The sequence below is a fragment of the Seohaeicola saemankumensis genome, from assembly GCF_021021435.1.
Classification (GTDB): Bacteria; Pseudomonadota; Alphaproteobacteria; order Rhodobacterales; family Rhodobacteraceae; genus Seohaeicola.
The window spans coordinates 230542-252247 of record NZ_JAINWI010000010.1 but is presented as its reverse complement, the minus strand read 5'-3'; the positions used below and the strand labels follow the sequence as shown (position 1 = coordinate 252247).

Genomic DNA, 21706 nt, shown 5'->3' with positions numbered 1-21706 from the left:
GTGTCACCGTCCGGACTTGCAGGAAAGCAGGCAATACAGCGCGCCTACAGCGCCGCGCGCAATTTCGCCCCCGGCGCACTGATTTCAAAGCCGGTGATCCGCTTGAGCGCTGGCAGCAGGGCCAGATCGTCAATGGCCTTGGCTGTGATATTGGTCGGCATATCCCCCGCGCCAGAGTCCCAGAAACGATGCAGATGCTGCATGTCGGCCAGTCCGCCGTCCAGACACCGCTGGACTGGTCCAATGACGCGACCTGCTCCAATAATGCAGGCGGCAAAGGCGTGTCTGTCGAAGCGCGGCCCCAGAAGAGATCGCCGATACATCACCCCCTCGATCACGAGCAGTTTCAGACCGCTATCCCAAAGCAGATTGCCCTCTTCTCCAGCAAGTGCGCGGGCCGTCAGACGGGCGCGGACAAGACCGGCAACAGCAGGCACAATGTCGGGGTGCTTGTCCAGCAAGGTCAGTGCTGCGGGATTGCGCGGGGCGAGAAAGGCTGCCAGCGGATCGGGACAAAGCGGCTTGATTTCGACCTGTAATTCCTTGGTCAGAACTGTCCCATAAGACTACATGCGCGCTGTGAAGGCGCAGGATTTTGTTGACCACGTCCGATAGTTTTCCCATATGGCAAGGGGCACAGGCGGGCAGATCGAGCTGTCGGTCATACCGCGCAACTGTAAAAAAACAGGTTGGAAAAACCGGATGATTCTGGCCAAGCTCTTCAAATATAGCGAATTTTGCAAGCTGGCTACCGTTTGCAAAAAGCAAGACATCGGCTATCCCTGCTGCGGCTGCGGCTGCGGCTGCGGCTGCGGACGGGGACAGATTGCTTTCATTACGGCAATGAGCGATCAGGGCTGTAGCGGCGTTGTGGAAGGTGGCGTTTTACAGCGCTGTGCGTGTCGGTGGCTGATCCAGTTCGGCTGGCCACGCAGCATGGATTTGCTGCCTGTCCGCATGACTTGCCGGATCGCTGTTCGCCATCTCAAGAAGACTTAACAGGTCTGCAAGAGCGTTCATGCGCCCTTGAGCAAGCGATCCGCCTTCTTGCGGACAAGAACCATCCGCAAATCATGCATGGCCAGAAGCAAAGTATCGGTCACCGCATCCAACTGGTCGTCGGTGGCACGGGTCTGCACCCACTGCGTCGTCAGGTTCATGTGATCGACCGCGCGCAGGATGTCATCCACGTCGCGGGCCGCAAGAAGTGCTGTGCGCTGGGCCATCCAGTCCGTGATGGCGGCCATATCCCCGTCGCTCAGGCGGCGGTCGCCATGAGGTTTGACCTCGCCGTTGCGGATATTGATAGTCGCAATCTGGTCCATCTCGATCCGGCGCTGCCGGTTCTCGGTATCCACCCGAAACACCAGCGCACCGTTTTCCCGCACGCGGAAATAATAATCTGGAAGATCGCCTGCCATCCTGTCCGCTCCCTTGTCTTTCAGACCAGACCACCGCAGAACCGCTGAATCCGGGCGCAGGCCTCGGTGAGCGCTGCGTCGGATGTAGCGTAGCTGATGCGGAAGTTGGGTGAAAGGCCGAAGGCAGCCCCGAAAACAACGGCAACACCTGTGTCCTCGAGCAGTGCGCGGGCAAAGACCTCGTCATCCGTGATGACCTTGCCTGCGGGTGTCTTTTTGCCGATCAGACCCGCAATTGACGGGTAGACATAGAAGGCGCCTTCCGGAACCGGGCAGGACACACCCTCGATCTCGTTCAGGGCCTTGACGACAAGATCGCGGCGACGGGCGAACATCTTATTGTTGGGGGCGATGAAATCATGCGTGCCGTTCAGCGCCTCGACCGCTGCCCATTGACTGATCGAACAGGGATTCGATGTACTTTGTGACTGCACTTTTCGCATTGCGTCGATCAGGGGTTTCGGCCCCGCGGCATAGCCGATCCTCCAGCCGGTCATGGCATAGGCCTTCGACACGCCGTTCATCGTCAGTGTGCGGTCGTAAAGTGCCGGCTCCACCTGCGCGGGTGTGCAGAATTTGAAATCGTCATAGGCAAGATGCTCGTACATGTCATCGGTCAACACCCAGACATGCGGGTGGCGCATCAGCACATCGGTCAGGGCTTTCAACTCGTCCCGGTTATACCCCGCTCCGGTCGGGTTGGAGGGAGAGTTGAAAAGGAACCATTTTGTCGCAGGCGTGATCGCTGCCTCAAGCTGGTCGGGCGTGATCTTGAAGGCGTTTTCAAGCGTCGCTTCGATAAAGACCGGCGTGCCGCCCGCCAGAAGGACCATATCGGGGTAGCTGACCCAATAGGGCGCGGGGATCACCACCTCATCGCCGGGGTTCAGCGTGGCCATGAAGGCGTTGTAAAGCACCTGTTTGCCACCTGTCCCCACGCTGACCTGTGCGGGGATATAGTCTAGCGCATTGTCGCGCTTGAACTTGGCGCAGATCGCCTGCTTCAACTCGGGAATGCCATCGACGGCGGTATAGCGTGTCTTGCCGGCATTGATCGCTTCGATCCCTGCGGTGCGGATATGCGCGGGCGTATCGAAGTCGGGCTCGCCCGCGCCGAGACTGATAATATCCCGCCCCTGCGCCTTCAATTCCATTGCAAGATTGCTGACCGCGATGGTCGGTGACGGTTTCACGCGGTCAAGTGTCTTGGACAGAAAGGACATGGTGGGGGCCTCTGGTTTGAATTTGGCAAGTCAATGTCTTAGGATGCGTAGCAATGCCGATCAAGCAGGATCGGTGGATAGGGGAAATATGACAACGGACCAAGAGAATACCCATATCGAGGCCGACGGACCGGATATTGACGAAAACTGGTACGGACCCGAGATGGCCACCTTCGGTGACCGTGTTGCAGCCGCCCGCGAAGCCGCCGGTATGAGCCAGAAACAGCTGGCGCGGCGGCTTGGTGTCAAGCAAAGCACCGTGCGCGGATGGGAGGACGATCTGTCGGAACCCCGCGCGAACAAATTGTCGATGATGGCAGGGCTTCTGAATGTCTCGATCGTCTGGTTGCTGACCGGCGAGGGCGATGGGGTTGCGGCCCCTGTTGACGAAGCGGCCATTGCGCCCGATATCAATGCTGTTCTGGTCGAGATCCGCGACCTGAAAACCCAGATCGGTGCCGCAGCCGAGCGTTTGGGGCGGCTTGAGAAAAGCCTGCGGATGAAGCTGAAGGGCGAATGAGATGCTGATCGAACAGGCCCCGCAAGGCGAATTGCCGGAAACACGCCTGCGCCGTTTGGTGATGCGGTCGATGCGGCGCGGCATCAAGGAGATGGACGTAATCCTGTCGCGCTTTGCCGAAACGCGTCTGGCCGGTCTGGATGCGGATATGCTGGACAGCTATGACGCCTTGCTGCGCGAGAATGACCATGATCTTTATTACTGGGTCAGCGGGGTGCAGGAACCACCCGAAGCCTTTGCCCCGATCGTGGGCGAAATCCGCTCGATGCTGACCGGAAATTCTCATAACACGCCACGCTGAAACGGGGCTTTCCAGCCCAGCTTGTGAAAATCCGAAGGTTTTTAGGGAATTACGTCCCAGCTTAACGCAATTTTCGGTTTTTCACGTCAGTCTCCCTTTCGGTATCAATACCGTCGGAGACATTCATGACGATGCACAATCCCTTGGCCGCCGGTTCCCGCAGCGGTTTCATTCCCAGCTATCTGGAAGCCCTGTCGCTGGTGGAACGTCTGCACAGATTGCTGCTTGACGTCATCAAGGACGAATTCGAACGCGTCGGCATGCTTGAGGTGAACGCTGTTCAGGCGCTGCTGCTGTTCAACATCGGCGATCACGAGGTGACCGCCGGCGAGTTGAAAACGCGCGGCTACTATCAGGGCAGCAATGTCAGCTATAACCTCAAGAAACTGGTCGATATGGGTTTCATGCACCATCAACGCTGCGAGATTGACCGCCGCTCGGTCAGGGTCAAGCTGACCCCGCGCGGGCGCGAGATCAGAGATGTGGTGGCACGCCTTTTCGCCCGCCACGCCGAAGGGCTGGAAAGCCGCGGCGTGTTGGGGCCTGACGGTATTGACGTGATCACCACCTCGCTGCGACGGGTGGAACGCTATTGGGCTGATCAGATCCGCTATATTTACTGATAACAATGCCTGCCGGGATGGGGCCTCCGGCGGGGATATTTAAGGCAAGAAGAAATGGCGGGGATCTAACGGCGCCTGTATCAATCTTGGGTCTGCCCGACCTGTATCTGCAATTCGCGCAAGAGTTTGCGCCGCATCGCGCGGGCGAAATCCTCGAACCCGTCCGCCCTTTCGACAAAAGCGCCGGGGCCGTGGATCACCTCGGCTTTGAAATAAGCCGCAAGACCTTCTTCCGCGCCCTCGCTCAGCCCGTGATCGGTGCCGGTTTCTTCGACTTCGATGGCCAGCGCGTTGACCGTGATGTCGCTGTAATCGCGCATGGCATAGGCTTCGGCTGCGCTTGGACCGTCATTGTTGACGCCGTCCCCCGAAAGGTCGAGCACCCGCGCATCACAGACCGGACCTTCGCGGAAAAGATCATAGGCATAGTCTACTGCATGGCCGATCGCGGTGGAAAACTCGGCATAGCTGCGCCTGCTCGTGGCGATGCGGTCGGCGGTGGCAAGGATTGCCGCACCATCGGTCAGCATCACCCAAGGCAGGACTATATCCTGCTGTACCCGCCCGCTCCATTCGAACATGGCCAGTGCTACGGGGCGGTCGGGCTGGCTGAGGATTGCATCGGCCACATCAGGGGCGCGCAAAGCCTGCGCCAGACCGCCACGCTGCAGAGCATCTTCCAGCGGATCGACCGAGGAAGAGATATCCATCCCCAGCACCAACGCCAGACGGCAGGGGCCTTGCGCGGCGGCGGCGCTTGCACAGCCCAACACCAGCGCGCAAGCGAGGATTGCCCGCAGGGCAGACGTGCCCGCCACCGCCTGACCTTACCAGTGGCCTGTATTGGGCATGCTGAGCCAGGGTTCCGCAGGTGTCAGCGCCTCGCCTTTTTGCAGCAATTCGACCGAGACATTGTCTGGGCTTCGGACAAAAGCCATACGACCGTCGCGTGGCGGCCGGTTGATCGTCACGCCATTGTCCATCAGGTGCTGGCACATGGCGTGGATATCGTCCACCTCATAGGCCAGATGACCGAAATGGCGGCTGTCCGATGGCAGACCGTCATCGCCGTCCCAGTTATGGGTCAGTTCGACCGGACATTCCTCCTGCCCGGGAGGTGCCATGAAAATCAGGCTGAACCGACCCGCTTCGCTGTCATACTGCCGCGTCTTGACCAGCCCCAGCAATTCAAAGAAGGCCTGTGTCTTTTCAAGGTCTTTCACGCGCACCATTGTGTGCAGATACCGGATGTTCATCATAGTTCCTTTCTAGGTCCGATTGCGTCGGGACAGTCTCAGAACCGTGACTGAATGCCAAACGATACTGAGACCTCGCTGGCTTCAAAACGGCTGACATTGGACCGTGTCTTCTGAGCCCGCAAGGTGAGAGATGGGGCAAATCCTGCATAGTCCACCCCGTCGAACACCATTCCGATACTTCCGAACACAGTTTCGTCCTGTCGCCCACCGGGAACGAATATGAAACCAACCGCATAGTCCGGGTAAGTGGTCTGTTGAGTCCCCAAGGTAAGGGAGAGGCGTGCAGGTCCGACAGGCTCCGCCATCTCGTATCTGGCATATGCGCTCTTGCTGACGGAATTGGCATTGCGACTACCGCTTTCGCTTTCACGCCATGACAGGCCAAAGGTTAGGCGGTCGTCATTTGCAAAGCTGTGGGCCAGTGCGGCTTGCAAGGATGCGGTCTCTACAGGCAGGTTGTTGCCCCTGTCGAACCTGCGCTTTTCGAGGCCACCACCATAGGTCAATCGCATGACGTCGCTGATGAGCACACTGTGCGAAAGCCCGATGCGGGTAAAGTTCTGATAGGGGTCCTCCCCGTACCAGGTCTTGCCGGCCGCGATCTCGCCGGACAAAAAGCCTGGACCTGTGGGACCGTCAAGGCGAACCGCATGGCGCAATCCCGCCTCTACCAATGCAAAGCTGAAATCGGAATTCGAGACATTCGGACCACGACCGCTATTGGCCAACTCGAAGGAGCTACTGTCAAGCCAGACGCGTGATGTGAAGGCTCTCGCCAAGGCAGATGTCTCGCTTGTCTGTGATTGTAACAGCCGATAGCTCAGCGACAGGTCTGCAGACGCTGTCACACCGGACAGCGCTTGCGACAGGCCATCAAGCAGGCCGATAACAGGCACGCCGTCAATCAACGCATAGGCGCTGTCGCTTCCATTGTTCACATTAGAGGAAGGCGCGATCGAGAAGTTGAAACGGAAACGCAGCGGGTCCATCGCGCGCACCCTGCGAAAATCATCCTCAACCTGAGGCTGAAACTCTGGACCGGGCGTATGGAGGATAGAGCGTCGCAGCCAGAATTGTGCTTGGGTAAACCGTCCTTCTTCAACCGACAAGCGGGCAGCAAGCTGGGACGCCGCGAATTTCTCGTCCGATGTATCAGCATGGCGGTAAGCTGCAGCCGCCGCGCGGCGGGCTTGCGTCGTGTCGGATGTTTGGCGATACGCCTGAGCAAGCAGCATATGCGCGAAAAAGCTTTCAGGTTCCGCTTGCAACAGACCTTTGCCGATTTCCAGCGCAAGCACGGCGTCGCCGCTTTCCAGCGCCTGAACGCCTATCATGCGCGCCTGATCGAGGGTCAGGTTCACTTCGGCCTGCAATGGCGCGTCGCTTGGCTGACTCTTTGCCGGACTGCTGAAAATCAGGACGCACAGAAGAATGCAGAACAGGCAGGCCCAAGGGCGATCAGTTGACATCATCGCAAAGAACAGGGTCCGAGCCGGAAACCCCGCAACGGCTCAGCACGAACACGCCAATCTCGCGTTCAGCCGTGAAGCCCAGATCATCGCTTGGCCCGTCGAATTCCGTTAGGGCAACGACGCCGCCAACAGCGGATGCATCTGTTCCACCGAAAATGCCACCATAGTCGCCGATATCACGGTTTGGGACGTTCTCGTAATTCACCAATCCGCCGTAGAATGTGCTGTCGGTTCTGTTGATATCAGCAACGCGCAGTGTCACGTTGCGCAATTCATTGTTGCCGCCGCCGGGCAATGTGGCCCCGTATTGCGAGAAGCTTCGGTCGAATATACTTCCGTTGACAGTGTTCTCGGCAAAATCGACGTTCAGGAAAATTGTCCCGATGACCTGCGCGCTTTGGATCGGGCGCAAAGATTGGTCGATGGCGGGGTCGACGACGAGAAGTTGATCTCCCGGCGCATTCACGTTGGTCTGTGCAACATAGCCACCCGCGTAGGACACAAGACCTGTTGTTGGCAATGTATAAGGAACAGGTGGGTCCAGAACGGGTTCGTTGCGTTCGTAAAAGCCACCGCTGAAGAAGGTGTTGAACTGTCCGCCATCCGACGCGATACCTGCTTGCACGGATCTGCCAGGGTCTGTGCTGCGGGCCACCATCGCGGTAACATGTCTGTCCAGCGGGTCATCCTGAAGCGTGTAGGCATGATATCCCGGACGGTCCAGAACAGGTGTCCGCTGATAAGTTGCATCCAGCGTTCCGGCGTTGAGCGATGTCAGCCGCATTACCAGCGTATTCGTATCCGCGTTATAGCTCACGGTCGATAGATTCTGTGCCAGGGAGCTAGGAAGCGCACTTGCAGCACCGGGGTCAGGCGTGGCCGGTTGTTCCGTCTCGTCAAGAGGTGGAGAGACCACAACAGTTGGCGCAAAGGGATTTCCACTACAAGCCGCCAGAATGCAGGCAGCAAGAAGAAAGGCGGGAAATCTGGTCATGGAAATGGCCCCTAAGCTTTGTCTCAAGATATTGCCGCACGGTCCCGCCTGTGGCTGTGAAAGTCAATCAGCCACACTCATAAGCAGACCATTTTCCAAGAGTTGTTGCCCGGACAGCCACCCCACTATTGTGGTTTTCCCTCATAGCCCACTCAAGATATAGTGTCGGACGACTCATGCCCGCAGATGAAGGAACCACCGATATGCCTCTTACACCAGACCAGCAGGCCGAGGTTGATGCACAGCGCGGGCAGACAACGCCCACACGCCGCGCCGTGTCGCCCGGAATGGAACAGCATCTCTATACCGCGATCCCCGTGCTGGATCACGGCTTTGTCCGTGTCATCGACTATATGGGCGACGATGCGGCGATCTGTCAGGCGGCGCGTGTGAGCTATGGCCGTGGCACCAAATCAGTGCAGAATGACGAAGGCCTGATCCGCTATCTGATGCGGCACTGGCATTCGACCCCGTTCGAGATGTGCGAGGTCAAGCTGCATGTCAAACTGCCGGTTTTCGTGGCGCGGCAGTGGATCAGGCACCGGACGGCGAATGTGAATGAATACTCCGCCCGCTATTCTATTCTTGACCGCGAGTTCTACATCCCTGCGCCCGAACATCTGGCGGCGCAATCGGTGGTCAACAATCAGGGCCGTGGCGCAACTTTGGAGGGCGAGGAGGCGGCGCGCGTTCTCGAAATCCTCAAGACCGACGCGAACCGCGCCTATGACCATTACGAACAGATGATTTCGCAAGAAGGGCAGGCGGGACTTGCGCGCGAGCTGGCGCGGATGAACCTGCCCGCGAATATCTACACCCAGTGGTATTGGAAAGTCGATCTGCACAACCTGCTGCACTTCCTGCGGCTGCGGGCGGACGCCCACGCGCAATACGAGATCCGCGTCTATGCCGATGCGATCTGCAACGTCGTGGCCGACTGGGTGCCCTTCGCCTACAAGGCCTTCGAGGATTATCGCATGGGTGGCGCCACGATGAGCGCAACAGCCCTTGATTGCGTGCGCCGGATGCTGAAAGGTGAAGAGGTCACGCAGGAAACATCCGGCATGAGCAAGGGGGAATGGCGGGAGTTTATCGATACTTTGGGGTGATCCCCCGCGCGGTACAAAGCGCAGCAAGCGCCGCCGCGCGATCGCCGTCACGCCCCCCGGGGCGGCGATTTTGCGACGGTGGCGGCAACCGGACAACGCGTATGATGTGGCGGGGATAAACTGCCTCTCTTTGGCCGGAGTTCGCCGCCCCGCGTGACGGCGACCGCGCGGCTTGGGGATTGCATCGTCACCCCGCGTGTCGTCTATCTCGCTTCTTGGAGCCGATTTCGGGCGTTTCGCCACCACAAGTCTTGCAGGGCGATTGCCGGCTACATACCTCCCTCCAGTAAACCACAAGGAGGTGACCGATGCAGTTCCAGTTCAACACCGACAGCCATATTCAGGGTGATGACCGTCTGGCCGAGATCGCGGAAAATACCGTGATCCATGCGCTTGGCCATCTGACCGCCCGTCTGTCGCGGATCGAGGTGCATCTGGCCGATGTGAACGGGGCCAAGGGCGGGGCCGATGATATCCGCTGCACCATCGAAGCGCGTCCCGAGGGCATGCAGCCGCAAACCGTCACGCATAATGACGCGGATGTAGGGTCTGCCCTGCGTGGCGGGGGCAAGAAAATCCGCGCGCTTCTGGACAGCGAGTTCGGCAAGCTCGACAATAAACGCTGACATTTTGTTTTTTATCGCGTGAGCGGAGTTGGTTGGAGTGTAAACCGCACTCAAAGTTTCCCTTCCAACCCCTGTTTGCATTCCTTCGGAGGGAAACCATCACTGCTGTAGGCGCGTATTCCACAACGTGAGCAGCGCCAACGCTTCAGATTTTGGCCACCATTCGCTTCCCAAGGGCAGTGAGGCAGGCAAGCACTGCTGCTGCGATGATATGGTGCTTTGTGAGTGATTTTGTCTGCAAGAGAACTCGTCCGATGTGCTGCTGCATGTATCCGCTTTAGTGATCGACCAAGAAACCACCACAACAAAATGCAAATCGCGAAGAACGCAAGAAGTATCCAGATCTCCCCTTCGACGGGGGCAATCACATTGCGAGCATTTTGAAAATGGGAAGGATCAATAGCCATTGGTCGGAGAGTTTTTTGTCATAGGAGTGTAAGTGCCAAGCTGTCTGAAGAAGTGGGCAAGACTAAGGCTTCACCCAAAGAATGACGCTAGAATTCGGCTTGAGAACTGACCGTTTGGTTAACGCCAGTCATCCAAAGTGGCAGCGGGCCCGTATCCCCTCGACACAATGCGAAAGGCAGCCCCCTTGCACATGATTATCCTCTACGTCTCGACCGCGCTGGTTTTTCTGGTGCTTGATGCGATCATGCTGACCCGTGTGATCAAACCCTCGTTCGAGACCCATATCGGCCCGCTGCTGGCGGAACCGATCCGCATCGGGCCTGCGGCGGTGTTCTATATGTTCTACGTGGGCGGGCTTTTGTATTTTGTGTCCTTACCCGCCCTGCGCGAGGACAACGCGGTGCAGGCACTGCTGGGCGGCGCGTTTCTGGGCGCGATGGCTTACGGCACCTATGAGTTTACCAATTATGCCACCCTTAAGGACTGGCACTGGCAGATGGTGGCGCTGGATCTGACATGGGGCTCTGTTCTGACAGGCGTGTCGGCCTGGGCGGGGGTAATGATCACCCGCGCCCTCACCTGATCGCATATCGGCAGGCTTTACAGCAGCTTGAGGTCTGCCGCCATTTGCCGCCCGTCACGGCCTTCTTGCAAATCGTAGGACAGTTTCTGGTTGTCGGCGAGGCCCGTCAGGCCGGATCGCTCCACCGCCGAGATATGCACGAAAACATCTTTGCCCCCGTCATCGGGAGCGATAAAACCATAGCCTTTGGTCGTATTGAACCACTTCACGGTGCCGTTGGGCATGTTCCGTGTCTCCTTCATATTCGATCGTTTCCACGCCTTTTGAGGCATGTTGCGCGGCGCGCATGGGAAAAAGATTGCACGGGATTTGTAAAAATCAAGAAAAAGGCCTGTGATCTTGCAGGGATCAGAGGCTATTGAGGCCCGAATGACCGATTGGGAGGCAGCAATGAAGCTCTATGGATTGAAAACATGTGACACCTGCCGCAAGGCGCTCAGGGCATTGCCGCAGGCCGGGTTTGTCGATGTGCGTGCGGAAGGCGTGCCGGTGGATGTGCTGGAACGGGCCCATGCGATCCTTGGTGACAAACTGCTCAATACAGCCTCGACCACATGGCGCGGTCTGTCGGACGCCGAGCGTGCGCGCGACCCACTGTCCTTGCTCGCTGCGCATCCCACGCTGATGAAACGCCCACTGATCGCGGCGCAGGACGGCACGTTCTATCTGGGATGGGGCAAGGATGTGCAGGCCGCGCTGCTTGCGTGACGGCGTGGCACGGCTTATCTGCACAGGAACGGAGGACGGATCATGCGGAATGCGGCATTGATGCTGGGGATTATCGGCGGGTTGCTGGCCATGCTGGTGGGATTTTTCAGCTATGGCTACACCGAGGCGGTCAGCCGCTATGGCGAGATCGAGGGTCTGTTCGAGCAGGTCGCCAATATCGAGGTGATCCGCGCCGCCAGTTTTCTCTCACCGCTGCTGGCGATCGCAGGGGGCGCAATGGCCAAGGTGCGCGCGCTTTGGGGGGGCATCCTGCTGCTGCTATCGACGGGCGGGATGTATTACGCCTTTGGCTTCAATGTCTTTACCATGTTCCCGATTGGCTTTTGTCTGGTCGGTGGGCTGCTGGCCTTGGCCGCTGGTAAACCGGACGAGCCGCGCGCACATTTCTGATCAGGCTTTGGCGGGGCGCAAAAGCCTGTCCAGCGACAATGCGCCCGCACCTTTGACAACAAGCACCATCAGGAGCAGAAGCCAGAGCGCGCGCTGATCCATGATCGGGCTGTCGGGAATGCGGTCGAACCATGCGCCCAGTGTTTCGGGATGCGCCAACGCGCCGTGGCCGATCAGGTCGGTGGCAGTCTGCACGAGAACAAAACCGATCATGCCCAGGGCAGCCAGCCGTGTCAGCAGCCCCAGCAGGATCAGTAGCGGCAGGATGAACTCGGCCCATGTTCCTGCCAGTACGACCAGCGTATGAAACAGGCTTAGCTGGCTGGTGTCATAGCCTGCCGCCTCCATCGCGCGCGGGAAGATCTGGGCATAGGCCCCGACCGAGGGTGTAAAGATCCCGCCTATACCATCCCCCAGTTTGGTCAGTCCAGAGGCCCAGAAATAGGTCAGCAGGACGCCGGCAAAGACAAGCCGCGCCAGCAGTGGAAGCAGCCACTCGGCACGGTCAAACCGCGCAAAGACCGAGTTGTGAAGACGGTTCAGGGTGTTCATTCAACGGGTTCCAATCGTAAGGCTGCAATGGCCTCGCCCGCGATCAGCAGTCCGAGGGTTTCTGTCGGATCGAATTGCAGGTTTGCCGATACCGCGTGATCATGCGCGGCACCCAGGCTGTGCCCGTTCATCAGAGAGGTGATGAATGCCGCGCCACCCGTGGCAAGGGCATGAGGTTCAGGGTCGAAATCGGGGCGCATGACCAACACATCCTGCGGGGCGGCCTGCGGTTTGGGGCTGCCCTGCACCATCGTATAGGTCCAGATCGCATGGACCGGCCAAGTTGAGGCGAGCGTTTGCACAGAGGGTGCAAGATGAAATGCGGTTGCTGCCAGTGTGTCGGGTGACAAGGCGCCAAGAACGGCGGGGTCAAGCGGCGTGCTGTCGGCGGCGTGATAGGCGCGGCGCATGGCCAGTTCCAGCCGCGCTACATCCGCAAGATATCCTAGATGCGCGACCGCGGGCAGTTTGGCCAGAAAGGTGGGAAAAGCCGCGCCGTAATGCATCATCAGTTGCGATTGTGGCGGATTTTCGCGCACGAAGATGCGGGCCACATTCGCGAAGTTTTGCGGCCCCAGTAGTTTCGCGACAGCCGGAAAGCCCTGTTCCAGCGCCTCCATCAACGAGACCGTGACGTTGTTGCGATAGACGTTGAAGCGCCGTCCTGCGGGCCGGCCCTTGCCGTCCTGCAGCCCTGCGGGCACTGGCAGATCGGGATCGACCAGCGCGGGCAGGAAATCTGCGCCAAGGCTGGTCACGCGACCGCCGCGGATCTGGCGGGGCGCTGCATTCGCAGCGCGGCCAGCGCCTTTTCGGCGCGCCGCGCCTCATCGGCCAGAACGGGCCAGTCTGGCACATCATTGTCCCATTCCACCAGCACAGGGCGCGGGCCGGATTTTGCCAGCACATGATCCAGCAGCGTCCAGACCGGATCGGCGACTGCCGTGCCGTGGGCATCAATCAGCAAAGGTGCACCATGATCATCGGTATCCGTGTCATGCCCGCCAAGATGGATTTCGCCCACCGCGTCCAGCGGGAAGGCGTCGACATAGCCGCGCGGATCAAATCCGAGGTTGGTGGCAGAAACAAAGACGTTATTCACATCCAGCAGCAGGCCACAGCCGGTACGGCGGGCCAGCTCGCGCAGGAAATCGGGCTCGGCCCATGTGCTTGTGGCGAAAGCCAGGTAGCTGGAGGGGTTTTCGAGCAGCATTTGCCGCCCGAGGCAGTTCTGCACCTGATCAATATGGTCGCCCACGCGGGTCAGCGTCTTATCTGTATAGGGCAGGGGCAGCAGGTCGTTCAGAAAGGCGCTGTCATGGGTGGACCACGCCAGATGTTCGGAAAAGCTGGCAGGGTTCAGCCAGTCGCACAGATGTTTGAGCCGCGCGAGATGGTCAGGGTCAAGCGGGGTTTCGCCTCCGATCGACAAGCCGACGCCATGCACCGAAACGGGGAATCGTTCCGCCAGATGCCGCAATTGCGCCAGCGGTCGGCCACCGCCACCCATATAGTTCTCGGCATGGATTTCCAGCCAGCGCACGGGGCGCGCATCGTCCATGATGGCGCTGTAGTGCTGCGGCTTGTAACCGATGCCGGGTGCTGCAGGTAGGGTGCTGTGCTGGGTCATGGCAAGGGCCTCGATCTTGTGCGGGGCGGGCGCATGGAGAGGGCAGGCTGGTGTAGCAGAGGCGGGTGGTTGCGGCACCCGCCCCATCTGAATTTTATGCGGGCAGGTCGCGATCCAGCGCCTCGAGCGAGCCATTACGCTCTGTGCCGTCTGCCATGGCGGGCAGGTCGATTTCGGTGCAGGTGCCGGCGTCTACCAGCGTCCATGCGTTGCCCTGATAGTCAACCTTGGACGTGCCCGCACAAGTGGTGCCGGGACCGGCGGCGCAGTCATTCTGGCCAGCCAGAGACACGCCGAAGCATTTTTCCTTGGCCTGCGCTTGTGCAGGTGTGCTATGAGCGGCCAGCGCGGTAGCCATTGCACCAGCGATTGCAAGTGTTTTCATCGTGTTGGACATCGGGGTTCTCTCCCTTGAGGTTGATTTCGGTCTCGCATCTTGGCGATAACATAGTCGTAGCGGGTGGGGTTCGTCACGCACCAGTCACGACAAAGTGTGTCACGGCCGCGTGACGAAAGCCCGCCAAATTTTACGTTCAGGCCTTCCAAATCGGCGGAATCAGGCGCGTCTCCCTGTCGGGGAATGCGCTTTTTTCGGGCGAAGTGTTACAACAGGTCTGGCGGTGCCGCTTCTTTTGCGAGGCTGTCCACAATTGCGTCAAGCGGTGTAACGGATGTCGAATTCTCGCCAAGTCTGCGCGCGGACACTGTGTGATCCTCGATTTCCTTCATCCCGCAGGCCAGAATGACAGGCACTTTACCGACCGAATGTTCACGGATCTTGTAGTTGATCTTTTCATTCCTGAGATCGGCCTCGGCCCTGATTCCACGGGCTTTGAGGGCCTCGACAACCTTGCGACAATAGTCATCCGCATCCGATACGATCGAGGCGACAACCACCTGACGCGGGGCCAACCAGAAGGGCAGCTTGCCCGCGTGGCTTTCGATCAGAATACCGATGAACCGCTCGAAACTGCCCAGCACAGCGCGGTGCAGCATGACGGGGCGGTGTTTCGCGCCATCCTGCCCGATATAGGAGGCATCCAGCCGCTCAGGAAGGTTGGGATCAACCTGCAGGGTGCCGCATTGCCAATCGCGGCCAATCGCATCGGTCAGCACGAATTCCAGCTTGGGGCCATAGAACGCGCCTTCGCCTTCCTGAATCTCATAGTCGTATCCTGCGGCACGGCACGCATCGCCAAGCGCTTTTTCAACTCGGTCCCAACTCTCGTCCGAGCCGACGCGCTTTTCGGGGCGAGTGGACAGTTTGATGGTCCAGTTCTCGAATCCCAGATCGGCATAAATGCGCGCCAGAAAGTCGATGAATTTCTTGGTTTCCGGCTCGATCTGCGCGTCTGTGCAGAAGATATGCGCGTCATCCTGCGTAAAGCCGCGCACACGCATGATGCCGTGCAGCGCACCGGATGGCTCGTAGCGGTTGCACGATCCGAATTCAGCCATCCGCAAAGGCAGGTCGCGATAGGATTTCAGACCGTGATTGAACACCTGCACATGGCAGGGGCAGTTCATCGGTTTCAGCGCGTTGACGGTTTTCTCGCGCGCATGATCCTCGTCAACCTCGACGATGAACATGTTTTCCTGATAATTCTCCCAATGGCCCGAGGCCTCCCACAGCTTGCGGCTGACGACTTGGGGCGTGTTCACTTCGACATAGCCGCCCTTGCGCTGCTGGCGGCGCATATAGTCTTGCAGCGTGGTGTAGATGTTCCAGCCGTTGGGGTGCCAGAAAATCTGTCCCGGAGCCTCCTCCTGCATATGGAACAGTTCCATCTCGCGGCCCAGCTTGCGGTGGTCGCGTTTTGCGGCCTCCTCAAGCATGGTCAGATGCGCCTTGAGGTCGTCGCGGTTCAAAAAGGCCGCACCATAGATGCGCTGCAGCATCGCGCGGCTGCTGTCACCGCGCCAGTAGGCACCTGCGACCGACATCAGTTTGAACGCGTCTGCGGGCAGTTGGCCGGTGTTTTGCAGATGCGGACCACGGCACAGATCCTGCCATTCGCCGTGCCAATACATGCGCAAAGGCTCGTCGCCGGGGATCGCCTCGATCAGTTCGACCTTGTAGGGCTCGCCTGATGCCTCGTAATGCGCGATGGCGCGGGGGCGGTCCCAGACTTCGGTGCGCACGGCGTCACGCTTGTTGATGATCTCGCGCATTTTCTTCTCAATCACGACAAGGTCTTCGGGCGTGAACGGCTCTTTGCGGTCGAAGTCGTAATACCAGCCATTGTCGATCACGGGGCCGATGGTGACTTTCACATCGGGCCAGATTTCCTGCACTGCACGGGCCATGACGTGGGCCAGATCGTGGCGGACCAGCTCGAGCGCGGGCGCGCGGTCGGCCATCGTGTTGATGGCGATCTTCGCGTCAGCGATGATCGGCCATTGCAGATCCCAATGCGCGCCGTCCACAGTGGCGCTGATCGCCTTTTTCGCCAGCGATTTCGAGATATCGGCGGCAACATCGGCAGCGGTGACGCCTGCGTCATAGCTGCGTGCATTGCCATCGGGGAATGTGAGAGAGATCTGTGCCATATCGGCCTCCTCGTCGGTTTGGCGCCCACGGAACGCCCGGTTGCGGGTTATATTGTGCGCGGCCTATGTGACGGGCGGTGCAGGCCAAGTCAAGTCAGGCGATCTGGCCTTTTGTTTGCCGCCAGTCTGCGGCAAGTTCCGGGGGACGCACGGATTACAGGACGAAGGACCGACAAATGCCGGATTATCTGGATACCGATCAGGGGCGGCGCATTGCCTACCACCTTAGCGCAGGAGCAGGCCCGGGCATCGTGTTTCTGGGCGGCTTCCGGTCGGATATGGAGGGCACGAAAGCCATCCATCTGGAACACTGGGCCAAAGCCCAAGGTCGCGCCTTTCTACGCTTCGACTATTCGGGGCATGGCCAGTCATCTGGGCTGTTCGAAGAGGGCGCAATCGGCGACTGGGCTGCGGATGCGGTCGCGGCTGTGCAGGGTTTGACCGAAGGCCCCCAGATATTGGTCGGTTCGTCCATGGGGGGCTGGATCTCGCTTCTGCTGGCGCGGTCCCTACCCAGAAAGGTCGCGGGGCTTGTCACGATCGCCGCCGCCCCCGATTTCACCGAAGACAGCATGTGGGCGGGATTTGATGTGGATCAGCGGGCAGCCCTGCAAGACGTGGGGCAGGTGGCCCTTCCTTCGGAATATGGCGATCCGTTGGTGATCACGCGCCGCATGATCGAAGACGGGCGCAACCATCTGGTTCTGCGCGCACCGCTGTTGCTGCCTTTCCCTGTCAGGATGCTGCAAGGCACGGCGGATGCCGATGTGGATCAGGCGGTCGCCCTGCGGTTGTTGGCGCATGCAACGGGCGGGGATATCCGCCTGACGCTGGTCAAAGGGGCCGATCACCGCTTTTCCGATCCTGCATGCCTCGATCTGATCACCGCCGCAGTCACCGAGGTTGGCACCTCAAGCCAACCGGAGGTTTGAGCGTAACCTATAAAGACGCCTGAAGGGACAAATCAATGGATCAACGCATAAGCCTTGTGACCCTTGCGGTTGCCGATCAAGCCCGCGCCGCGGCCTTTTACGAGGCGCTGGGCTGGACCCGCGTTGATAGCGAGGCGGGAATCATCGTCTTCGATCTCTTGGGCCAGTCGCTGGCACTTTACCCGCGCGCCGATCTGGCCCGTGACATGGGGCTGAGCGAGGTCGAGCTTGGCACCGGCGGCATGACGCTTGGCTGCAACACCCGCGACCGCGCGGAAGTGGCACAGATTATCCAGCGCGCGAAAGCGGCAGGCGCGCGGATTCTGAAGCCTGCGCATGACGTCTTCTGGGGTGGGCATATCGGCTATTTTGCTGATCCTGATGGCCATATCTGGGAGGTGGCGTTCAACCCCTTCTCGCCTTTGTCATCCGATGGCGCCTTCCGCTGGGCCGGCTACTCCGAGACCCCGCCCCAATCCGGTTGACGCCGTGGCCTGTTCTGTCACCTTTACGGCAACGTTGATGCAAGTTAGGTTTGGATACGCATGATCGACCCCCTTGTTCTGTTGCCCGGCATGATGTGCGACGCGCGGCTTTTTGCGCCGCAAATAAACGATCTGTCACGTGATCATGCGGTTATGGTCGCCCCGATCACTCAAGGCGAAAGGGTCGAGGAGATCGCATCAGCCCTGTTGCCGCTGTTACCTGCGAAATTCGCGCTGGCGGGCCTGTCCATGGGCGGGATCGTGGCAATGGAACTGCTGCGCCGTGCGCCTGAACGGATCACGCGCATCGCCCTGATGGATACAAATCCGTTGGCGGAAACGCCGCAGACCGCTGCAGCGTACGAGCCTATGATCATCGGGGCCCGCGCCGGTCGTCTGGACGAGGTGATGCGCGGCTTCATGCGCCCCGATTTTCTGGCTCCGGGTCCGGGGCGGATCTCTGTGCTGAACAAGGTTTTCGAGATGGCGCAAGATTTGGGCCCCGAAATACTGGTGCGGCAGGTCCGCGCGTTGCAGCGCCGCCGCGACCAGCAACCGACTTTGCGCCGCTGCAAGGTGCCCGCACTTGTGATGTGCGGTGCCCATGACGCGCTGACACCCCTGAAGCGCCATGCTTTCATGGCAGAGTTGATCCCCTATGCGCGCCTTGAAGTAATCGAGGATGCCGGTCATCTGCCAACGCTTGAAGCGCCCGAAGCTGTGACCGCCGTGTTGCGGGCTTGGTTGAAACAACCTTTCGTGCTGCAATGAACAGGCATCTGCCGAGTCTGGTGGCAGGTTACGGTCCGTTGACGCCTTTTGATGTGACCCTGGAATGTCCGGTGCTGCCTGTGCTGCCCCTGCGCGCGGATGCCGGAACGGCTGACAAGCGCCTCCCGGATCTGGCCGCTGCACTGGCTGCCGCGGGGGTGCGCGACGGCATGACGATCTCGTTCCACCATCATTTGCGAAACGGTGACGGGGTACTGAATGCGGTGATGCAGGCCCTGGCGGGTGCAGGGATCGGGGATCTGACCCTTGCGCCAAGCTCGGTCTTTGCTGTCCACGCGCCGCTGGTCGGGCATATCGCGCACGGCACGGTCAGCGGGTTGCATACGGCCTATATGGCGGGACCCGTTGCACAGGCTGTCGGGCAGGGGGCGTTGTCACGACCGGCCGTCCTGCAAACTCATGGCGGCCGCGCCCGCGATATCGAGACCGGTCGCCTGCGCGTCGATGTGGCTTTCGTCGCGGCGGCCATGGCCGACCGCTCCGGTAATCTGACCGGTGCGCATGGGCCTTCGGCCTTCGGGCCGCTGGGTTACGGGCAGGTCGATGCGGCGAGGGCGCGATGCGTCATCGCCGTCACCGATTGTCTGGTGGACAAGTTGCCCTGCGCGCCAGACATTCCGGCCGCACAGGTGGACCATGTCGTCGTAGTCGAGCGGATCGGTGAAGCGGCCAATATCGCCTCGGGCACAACGCGGATCACAACCGATCCTGCTGGGTTGCACATTGCGGCCATGGCCGCTGACCTGATCGCAGCATCCGGTCTGATGCAAGACGGCATGAGCTTTCAGACAGGCGCGGGCGGCACGTCCTTGGCGGTAGCGGCACGTCTGGGGCATCTGATGGCCGGTTCGGGTGTTGTCGCAGGGTTTGTCAGTGGCGGAATCACGGCACCTATCGTGGCGCTGCACCGCGCGGGTCTGGCCAGACGTCTGTGGAATGTGCAAAGCTTCGATCTGGATGCGGTGCACAGCTATGCCCATGACGCGCTGCACAACGGGATGAGCGCGAGCCTCTATGCCAATCCGGCGCGCAGCGACGCTATCGTGAACAAGCTGGATGTCATGATCCTTGGCGCAACCGAAGTGGGCGCGGCGTTCGATGTCAACGTGACCACGGGCAGCGACGGAGGTATTATGGGGGGATCGGGCGGACATGCCGATGCGGCGGCGGGCGCGAAACTGGCTATCGTCGTTACCCCGCTTGAGACTCGTGGCTGGCCACGGCTGGTCAAGCATCTGACCTGCCGCACAACGCCGGGTGCGCATATCGACGCGGTGGTGACACCTGCGGGTATCGCGATCAACCCCAAGCGCCCCGATCTCGAGTCGCGCGCGCGCCATGCCGGGCTGCCCGTGATGACGCTGGAAGCGATGCGTGCGCTTTGTCCGCCCAGGCCTGACAAGCCACTGCATGCGCCGGATGCCCCCGTAGTGGCGGTCTGCGAGTATCGCGACGGGCGGGTCATTGATCTGGTGCGCCAGCAGCCAGGTTGAAAAGATGAACCGCAAGCCTTCCAGCTACACGCAGGGAATCAAAGGGATGAACCGGCGCTTTCTGGTCAGAATGCGCCGGTTTCTGCCGCCGGGAACCAGATGGATCGTCGGGTTGTTGCTGATTGTCGGCGGCATTCTCGGCTTTATGCCGGTGCTTGGTTTCTGGATGATCCCGCTTGGCTTGGGGGTCGCGGCGCTGGATATCAAGCCGGTCATACGATGGGTGCGGGGCAGTCCGCGCAAATAAAAAGGCCGGGCAACTGGCCCGACCTTCACGTATTTTTCAAAACACAAACGCTTATTTCGCGGCTGCGTTCTTGTTGGCCGGTTTGCCCTTGGACATCGGGGCGGAACTATTGGCGTCGATGAAGTCCAGCACCAACGGGCGGATATTGTTGCGCCAGCTTTTGCCCGCGAAAATACCGTAATGCCCTGCATCGGGTTCGACATGGCTGGCTTTCTTGCTGTCCGGCAGGCCGGTGCAAAGTGCCAGTGCCGCGATACACTGACCCGGTGCCGAGATATCGTCCTTTGCACCTTCCACGGTTTTCACGGCCACATCGGTGATCTTGCCGATATCGACACGGCGGCCTTTCACGGTGAACTGGTTTTTCGCAATTTCGCCGTTCTTGAAAATCCGCTCAACCGTGCTGAGGTAGAATTCTGCCGTCATGTCCATCACGGCAAGATATTCATCATAGAAACGGTTATGGGCATCGTGATCCGAGGCCTCGCCCCGCGCGACGCGGTTGATCTGGTCAAGGAACGCCTTGGAATGGCGCTCGCCATTCATCGACATGAATGAACTGAGCTGTAGCAGACCTGGGTAAACCATACGCCCGACGCCCGGATATTTGAAGCCGACGCGCTGGATCATTGTCTCTTCAAGCTGTCCCATTGTGACGCGGCGACCAAAATCCGTAACATCGGTCGGGGTTGCGTCAGGGTCGATCGGTCCGCCGATCAGGGTCAGGCTGCGCGGTTGCGCGCTTGGGTCTTCTTCGGCAAGATAGGCGGTCGCGGCCAATGTCAAAGGCGCGGGCTGGCAGACCGCGATCACATGGGTGTCCGGCCCCAAGTGGCGCATGAAATCCACCAAATAGAGGGTGTAATCTTCGATATCGAACTTGCCGGCGCTGACGGGAATGTCGCGCGCATTGTGCCAGTCGGTGATATAGACCTCGCAATCAACCAGAAGACTTTTCACGGTCGAACGCAGCAGCGTCGCGTAATGGCCTGACATCGGCGCGACGAGAAGCACCTTGCGCGGGCTGGGCGTGCGGCCTGCGATGCGGAAGTGGATTAGGTCGCCGAAAGGTTTCGTGACCACGGTATCCACATGGACAAGATGGTCCTTTCCGTCTTCGCAGGTATGGGTGCGAATGCCCCAGTCAGGCTTGACCGCCATGCGCTTGAATGTGCGTTCGGTGACGGCACCCCATGCCGCCATCCAGGGCAAAGCAGGGTTTGGCAACATGCTGAAAACCGGATAGGATGCCATTGCTAGGGCGGAGGCACCCAACCATTGGTTCGTATTACGCATCGTTTCAATAAGGTCGTAAGTGGCCATGTACCGCATAGGCGTCTCCTAAGTGTTACGCACGCAGGTAAATT

The 21706-nt window shown here is 59.7% G+C and carries 28 protein-coding genes; 14 read left to right on the top strand and 14 right to left on the bottom strand.

Annotated features, from left to right (window positions below; genetic code table 11):
• Positions 1-44: 44 nt before the first annotated feature.
• A complete protein-coding gene (locus K7H22_RS07955) occupies positions 45-461 on the bottom strand; it encodes a hypothetical protein (RefSeq protein WP_230800199.1) in 417 nt (138 codons plus the stop codon).
• 163 nt (positions 462-624) lie between these two features.
• Here K7H22_RS07955 and K7H22_RS07950 point away from each other — a divergent pair, with 163 nt between their 5' ends.
• A complete protein-coding gene (locus tag K7H22_RS07950) occupies positions 625-999 on the top strand; it encodes a hypothetical protein (RefSeq protein WP_230800198.1) in 375 nt (124 codons plus the stop codon).
• Positions 1000-1016: 17 nt separating this feature from the next.
• Here K7H22_RS07950 and K7H22_RS07945 read toward each other — a convergent pair whose 3' ends face one another.
• Both K7H22_RS07945 and K7H22_RS07940 read right to left on the bottom strand, forming a co-directional pair.
• Positions 1017-1421 carry a hypothetical protein gene (locus K7H22_RS07945; RefSeq protein ID WP_230800197.1) on the bottom strand — a complete coding sequence of 135 codons (405 nt, stop codon included), beginning with the start codon at positions 1419-1421 and terminating at the stop codon, positions 1017-1019.
• 20 nt (positions 1422-1441) lie between these two features.
• Positions 1442-2644 (bottom strand): pyridoxal phosphate-dependent aminotransferase, encoded by a 1203-nt coding sequence (locus K7H22_RS07940; RefSeq protein WP_230800196.1) that lies wholly within the window; start codon positions 2642-2644, stop codon positions 1442-1444.
• A gap of 88 nt (positions 2645-2732) precedes the next feature.
• Here K7H22_RS07940 and K7H22_RS07935 point away from each other — a divergent pair, with 88 nt between their 5' ends.
• From K7H22_RS07935 to K7H22_RS07925, 3 genes are all read left to right on the top strand, one after another.
• The gene (locus K7H22_RS07935; protein WP_230800195.1) at positions 2733-3164 is read left to right on the top strand and encodes a helix-turn-helix domain-containing protein; all 432 of its coding nucleotides are present in this window, start codon (positions 2733-2735) and stop codon (positions 3162-3164) included.
• Between the two features lies 1 nt (position 3165).
• Positions 3166-3465, top strand: coding sequence for a succinate dehydrogenase assembly factor 2 (locus tag K7H22_RS07930; RefSeq protein ID WP_230800194.1), 300 nt, complete (start codon positions 3166-3168; stop codon positions 3463-3465).
• 125 nt (positions 3466-3590) lie between these two features.
• The gene (locus K7H22_RS07925; protein ID WP_230800193.1) at positions 3591-4088 is read left to right on the top strand and encodes a MarR family winged helix-turn-helix transcriptional regulator; all 498 of its coding nucleotides are present in this window, start codon (positions 3591-3593) and stop codon (positions 4086-4088) included.
• Between the two features lie 80 nt (positions 4089-4168).
• Here the strand turns inward: K7H22_RS07925 and K7H22_RS07920 are convergent, their stop codons facing one another.
• Genes K7H22_RS07920 through K7H22_RS07905 form a run of 4 tightly spaced genes read right to left on the bottom strand, consistent with a single transcriptional unit; the run spans position 4169 to position 7813 of the window.
• Positions 4169-4906 carry a DUF1194 domain-containing protein gene (locus K7H22_RS07920; protein ID WP_230800192.1) on the bottom strand — a complete coding sequence of 246 codons (738 nt, stop codon included), beginning with the start codon at positions 4904-4906 and terminating at the stop codon, positions 4169-4171.
• Between the two features lie 9 nt (positions 4907-4915).
• A complete protein-coding gene (locus K7H22_RS07915; RefSeq protein ID WP_230800191.1) occupies positions 4916-5344 on the bottom strand; it encodes a VOC family protein in 429 nt (142 codons plus the stop codon).
• A gap of 38 nt (positions 5345-5382) precedes the next feature.
• On the bottom strand, positions 5383-6819 hold the full coding sequence (locus K7H22_RS07910) for a surface lipoprotein assembly modifier (RefSeq protein WP_230800190.1): 1437 nt from the start codon (positions 6817-6819) through the stop codon (positions 5383-5385).
• Positions 6806-7813, bottom strand: a complete 1008-nt coding sequence (locus tag K7H22_RS07905) for a thymidylate synthase (RefSeq protein ID WP_230800189.1) — start codon at positions 7811-7813, stop codon at positions 6806-6808. Before K7H22_RS07905 ends, K7H22_RS07910 begins: the two co-directional genes overlap by 14 nt.
• A 203-nt stretch (positions 7814-8016) precedes the next feature.
• Here K7H22_RS07905 and thyX point away from each other — a divergent pair, with 203 nt between their 5' ends.
• From thyX to K7H22_RS07890, 3 genes are all read left to right on the top strand, one after another.
• Complete coding sequence (gene thyX, locus K7H22_RS07900; RefSeq protein ID WP_230800188.1) at positions 8017-8922, top strand: FAD-dependent thymidylate synthase; 906 nt, start codon at positions 8017-8019, stop codon at positions 8920-8922.
• 308 nt (positions 8923-9230) lie between these two features.
• Positions 9231-9548, top strand: coding sequence for an HPF/RaiA family ribosome-associated protein (locus tag K7H22_RS07895; RefSeq protein WP_230800187.1), 318 nt, complete (start codon positions 9231-9233; stop codon positions 9546-9548).
• Positions 9549-10140: 592 nt separating this feature from the next.
• Positions 10141-10539 (top strand): DUF2177 family protein, encoded by a 399-nt coding sequence (locus tag K7H22_RS07890; protein WP_230800186.1) that lies wholly within the window; start codon positions 10141-10143, stop codon positions 10537-10539.
• Positions 10540-10556: 17 nt separating this feature from the next.
• Here K7H22_RS07890 and K7H22_RS07885 read toward each other — a convergent pair whose 3' ends face one another.
• Positions 10557-10763, bottom strand: a complete 207-nt coding sequence (locus K7H22_RS07885; RefSeq protein ID WP_230800185.1) for a cold-shock protein — start codon at positions 10761-10763, stop codon at positions 10557-10559.
• Between the two features lie 166 nt (positions 10764-10929).
• Here K7H22_RS07885 and K7H22_RS07880 point away from each other — a divergent pair, with 166 nt between their 5' ends.
• Both K7H22_RS07880 and K7H22_RS07875 read left to right on the top strand, forming a co-directional pair.
• The gene (locus K7H22_RS07880) at positions 10930-11247 is read left to right on the top strand and encodes an arsenate reductase family protein (RefSeq protein WP_230800276.1); all 318 of its coding nucleotides are present in this window, start codon (positions 10930-10932) and stop codon (positions 11245-11247) included.
• 42 nt (positions 11248-11289) lie between these two features.
• Positions 11290-11658: a hypothetical protein gene (locus tag K7H22_RS07875; protein WP_230800184.1), complete on the top strand. Its 369-nt coding sequence runs from the start codon at positions 11290-11292 to the stop codon at positions 11656-11658.
• On the opposite strand, the gene K7H22_RS07870 is transcribed toward K7H22_RS07875, so the two are convergent.
• The 5 genes from K7H22_RS07870 to thrS all read right to left on the bottom strand — a co-directional run bounded on the left by K7H22_RS07870 (position 11659) and on the right by thrS (position 16390).
• Entirely contained in the window at positions 11659-12210 is a 552-nt protein-coding gene (locus tag K7H22_RS07870; RefSeq protein WP_230800183.1) for a DoxX family membrane protein, read from the bottom strand.
• Positions 12207-12968 (bottom strand): putative DNA-binding domain-containing protein, encoded by a 762-nt coding sequence (locus K7H22_RS07865; protein WP_230800182.1) that lies wholly within the window; start codon positions 12966-12968, stop codon positions 12207-12209. The genes K7H22_RS07870 and K7H22_RS07865 overlap by 4 nt, the downstream gene beginning before the upstream one ends.
• Positions 12965-13840 carry a DUF692 domain-containing protein gene (locus K7H22_RS07860; protein WP_230800181.1) on the bottom strand — a complete coding sequence of 292 codons (876 nt, stop codon included), beginning with the start codon at positions 13838-13840 and terminating at the stop codon, positions 12965-12967. The genes K7H22_RS07865 and K7H22_RS07860 overlap by 4 nt, the downstream gene beginning before the upstream one ends.
• A 94-nt stretch (positions 13841-13934) precedes the next feature.
• Positions 13935-14237, bottom strand: a complete 303-nt coding sequence (locus K7H22_RS07855; protein WP_230800180.1) for a DUF2282 domain-containing protein — start codon at positions 14235-14237, stop codon at positions 13935-13937.
• Positions 14238-14443: 206 nt separating this feature from the next.
• Positions 14444-16390 carry a threonine--tRNA ligase gene (gene thrS, locus K7H22_RS07850; RefSeq protein ID WP_230800179.1) on the bottom strand — a complete coding sequence of 649 codons (1947 nt, stop codon included), beginning with the start codon at positions 16388-16390 and terminating at the stop codon, positions 14444-14446.
• Between the two features lie 176 nt (positions 16391-16566).
• Between thrS and K7H22_RS07845 the strand changes: the two genes are divergently transcribed.
• Genes K7H22_RS07845 through K7H22_RS07825 form a run of 5 tightly spaced genes read left to right on the top strand, consistent with a single transcriptional unit; the run spans position 16567 to position 20339 of the window.
• Entirely contained in the window at positions 16567-17322 is a 756-nt protein-coding gene (locus tag K7H22_RS07845) for an alpha/beta fold hydrolase (RefSeq protein ID WP_230800178.1), read from the top strand.
• Positions 17323-17357: 35 nt separating this feature from the next.
• Positions 17358-17807, top strand: a complete 450-nt coding sequence (locus K7H22_RS07840) for a VOC family protein (RefSeq protein WP_230800177.1) — start codon at positions 17358-17360, stop codon at positions 17805-17807.
• A gap of 60 nt (positions 17808-17867) precedes the next feature.
• Positions 17868-18578, top strand: coding sequence for an alpha/beta fold hydrolase (locus K7H22_RS07835; protein WP_230800176.1), 711 nt, complete (start codon positions 17868-17870; stop codon positions 18576-18578).
• Positions 18579-18616: 38 nt separating this feature from the next.
• Positions 18617-20092, top strand: coding sequence for a citrate lyase subunit alpha (locus K7H22_RS07830; RefSeq protein ID WP_230800175.1), 1476 nt, complete (start codon positions 18617-18619; stop codon positions 20090-20092).
• A gap of 4 nt (positions 20093-20096) precedes the next feature.
• Positions 20097-20339 (top strand): hypothetical protein, encoded by a 243-nt coding sequence (locus tag K7H22_RS07825; protein ID WP_230800174.1) that lies wholly within the window; start codon positions 20097-20099, stop codon positions 20337-20339.
• A 51-nt stretch (positions 20340-20390) separates the two neighbouring features.
• On the opposite strand, the gene phaZ is transcribed toward K7H22_RS07825, so the two are convergent.
• Positions 20391-21671 carry a polyhydroxyalkanoate depolymerase gene (gene phaZ / locus K7H22_RS07820; RefSeq protein ID WP_230800173.1) on the bottom strand — a complete coding sequence of 427 codons (1281 nt, stop codon included), beginning with the start codon at positions 21669-21671 and terminating at the stop codon, positions 20391-20393.
• Positions 21672-21706 lie beyond the last annotated feature (35 nt).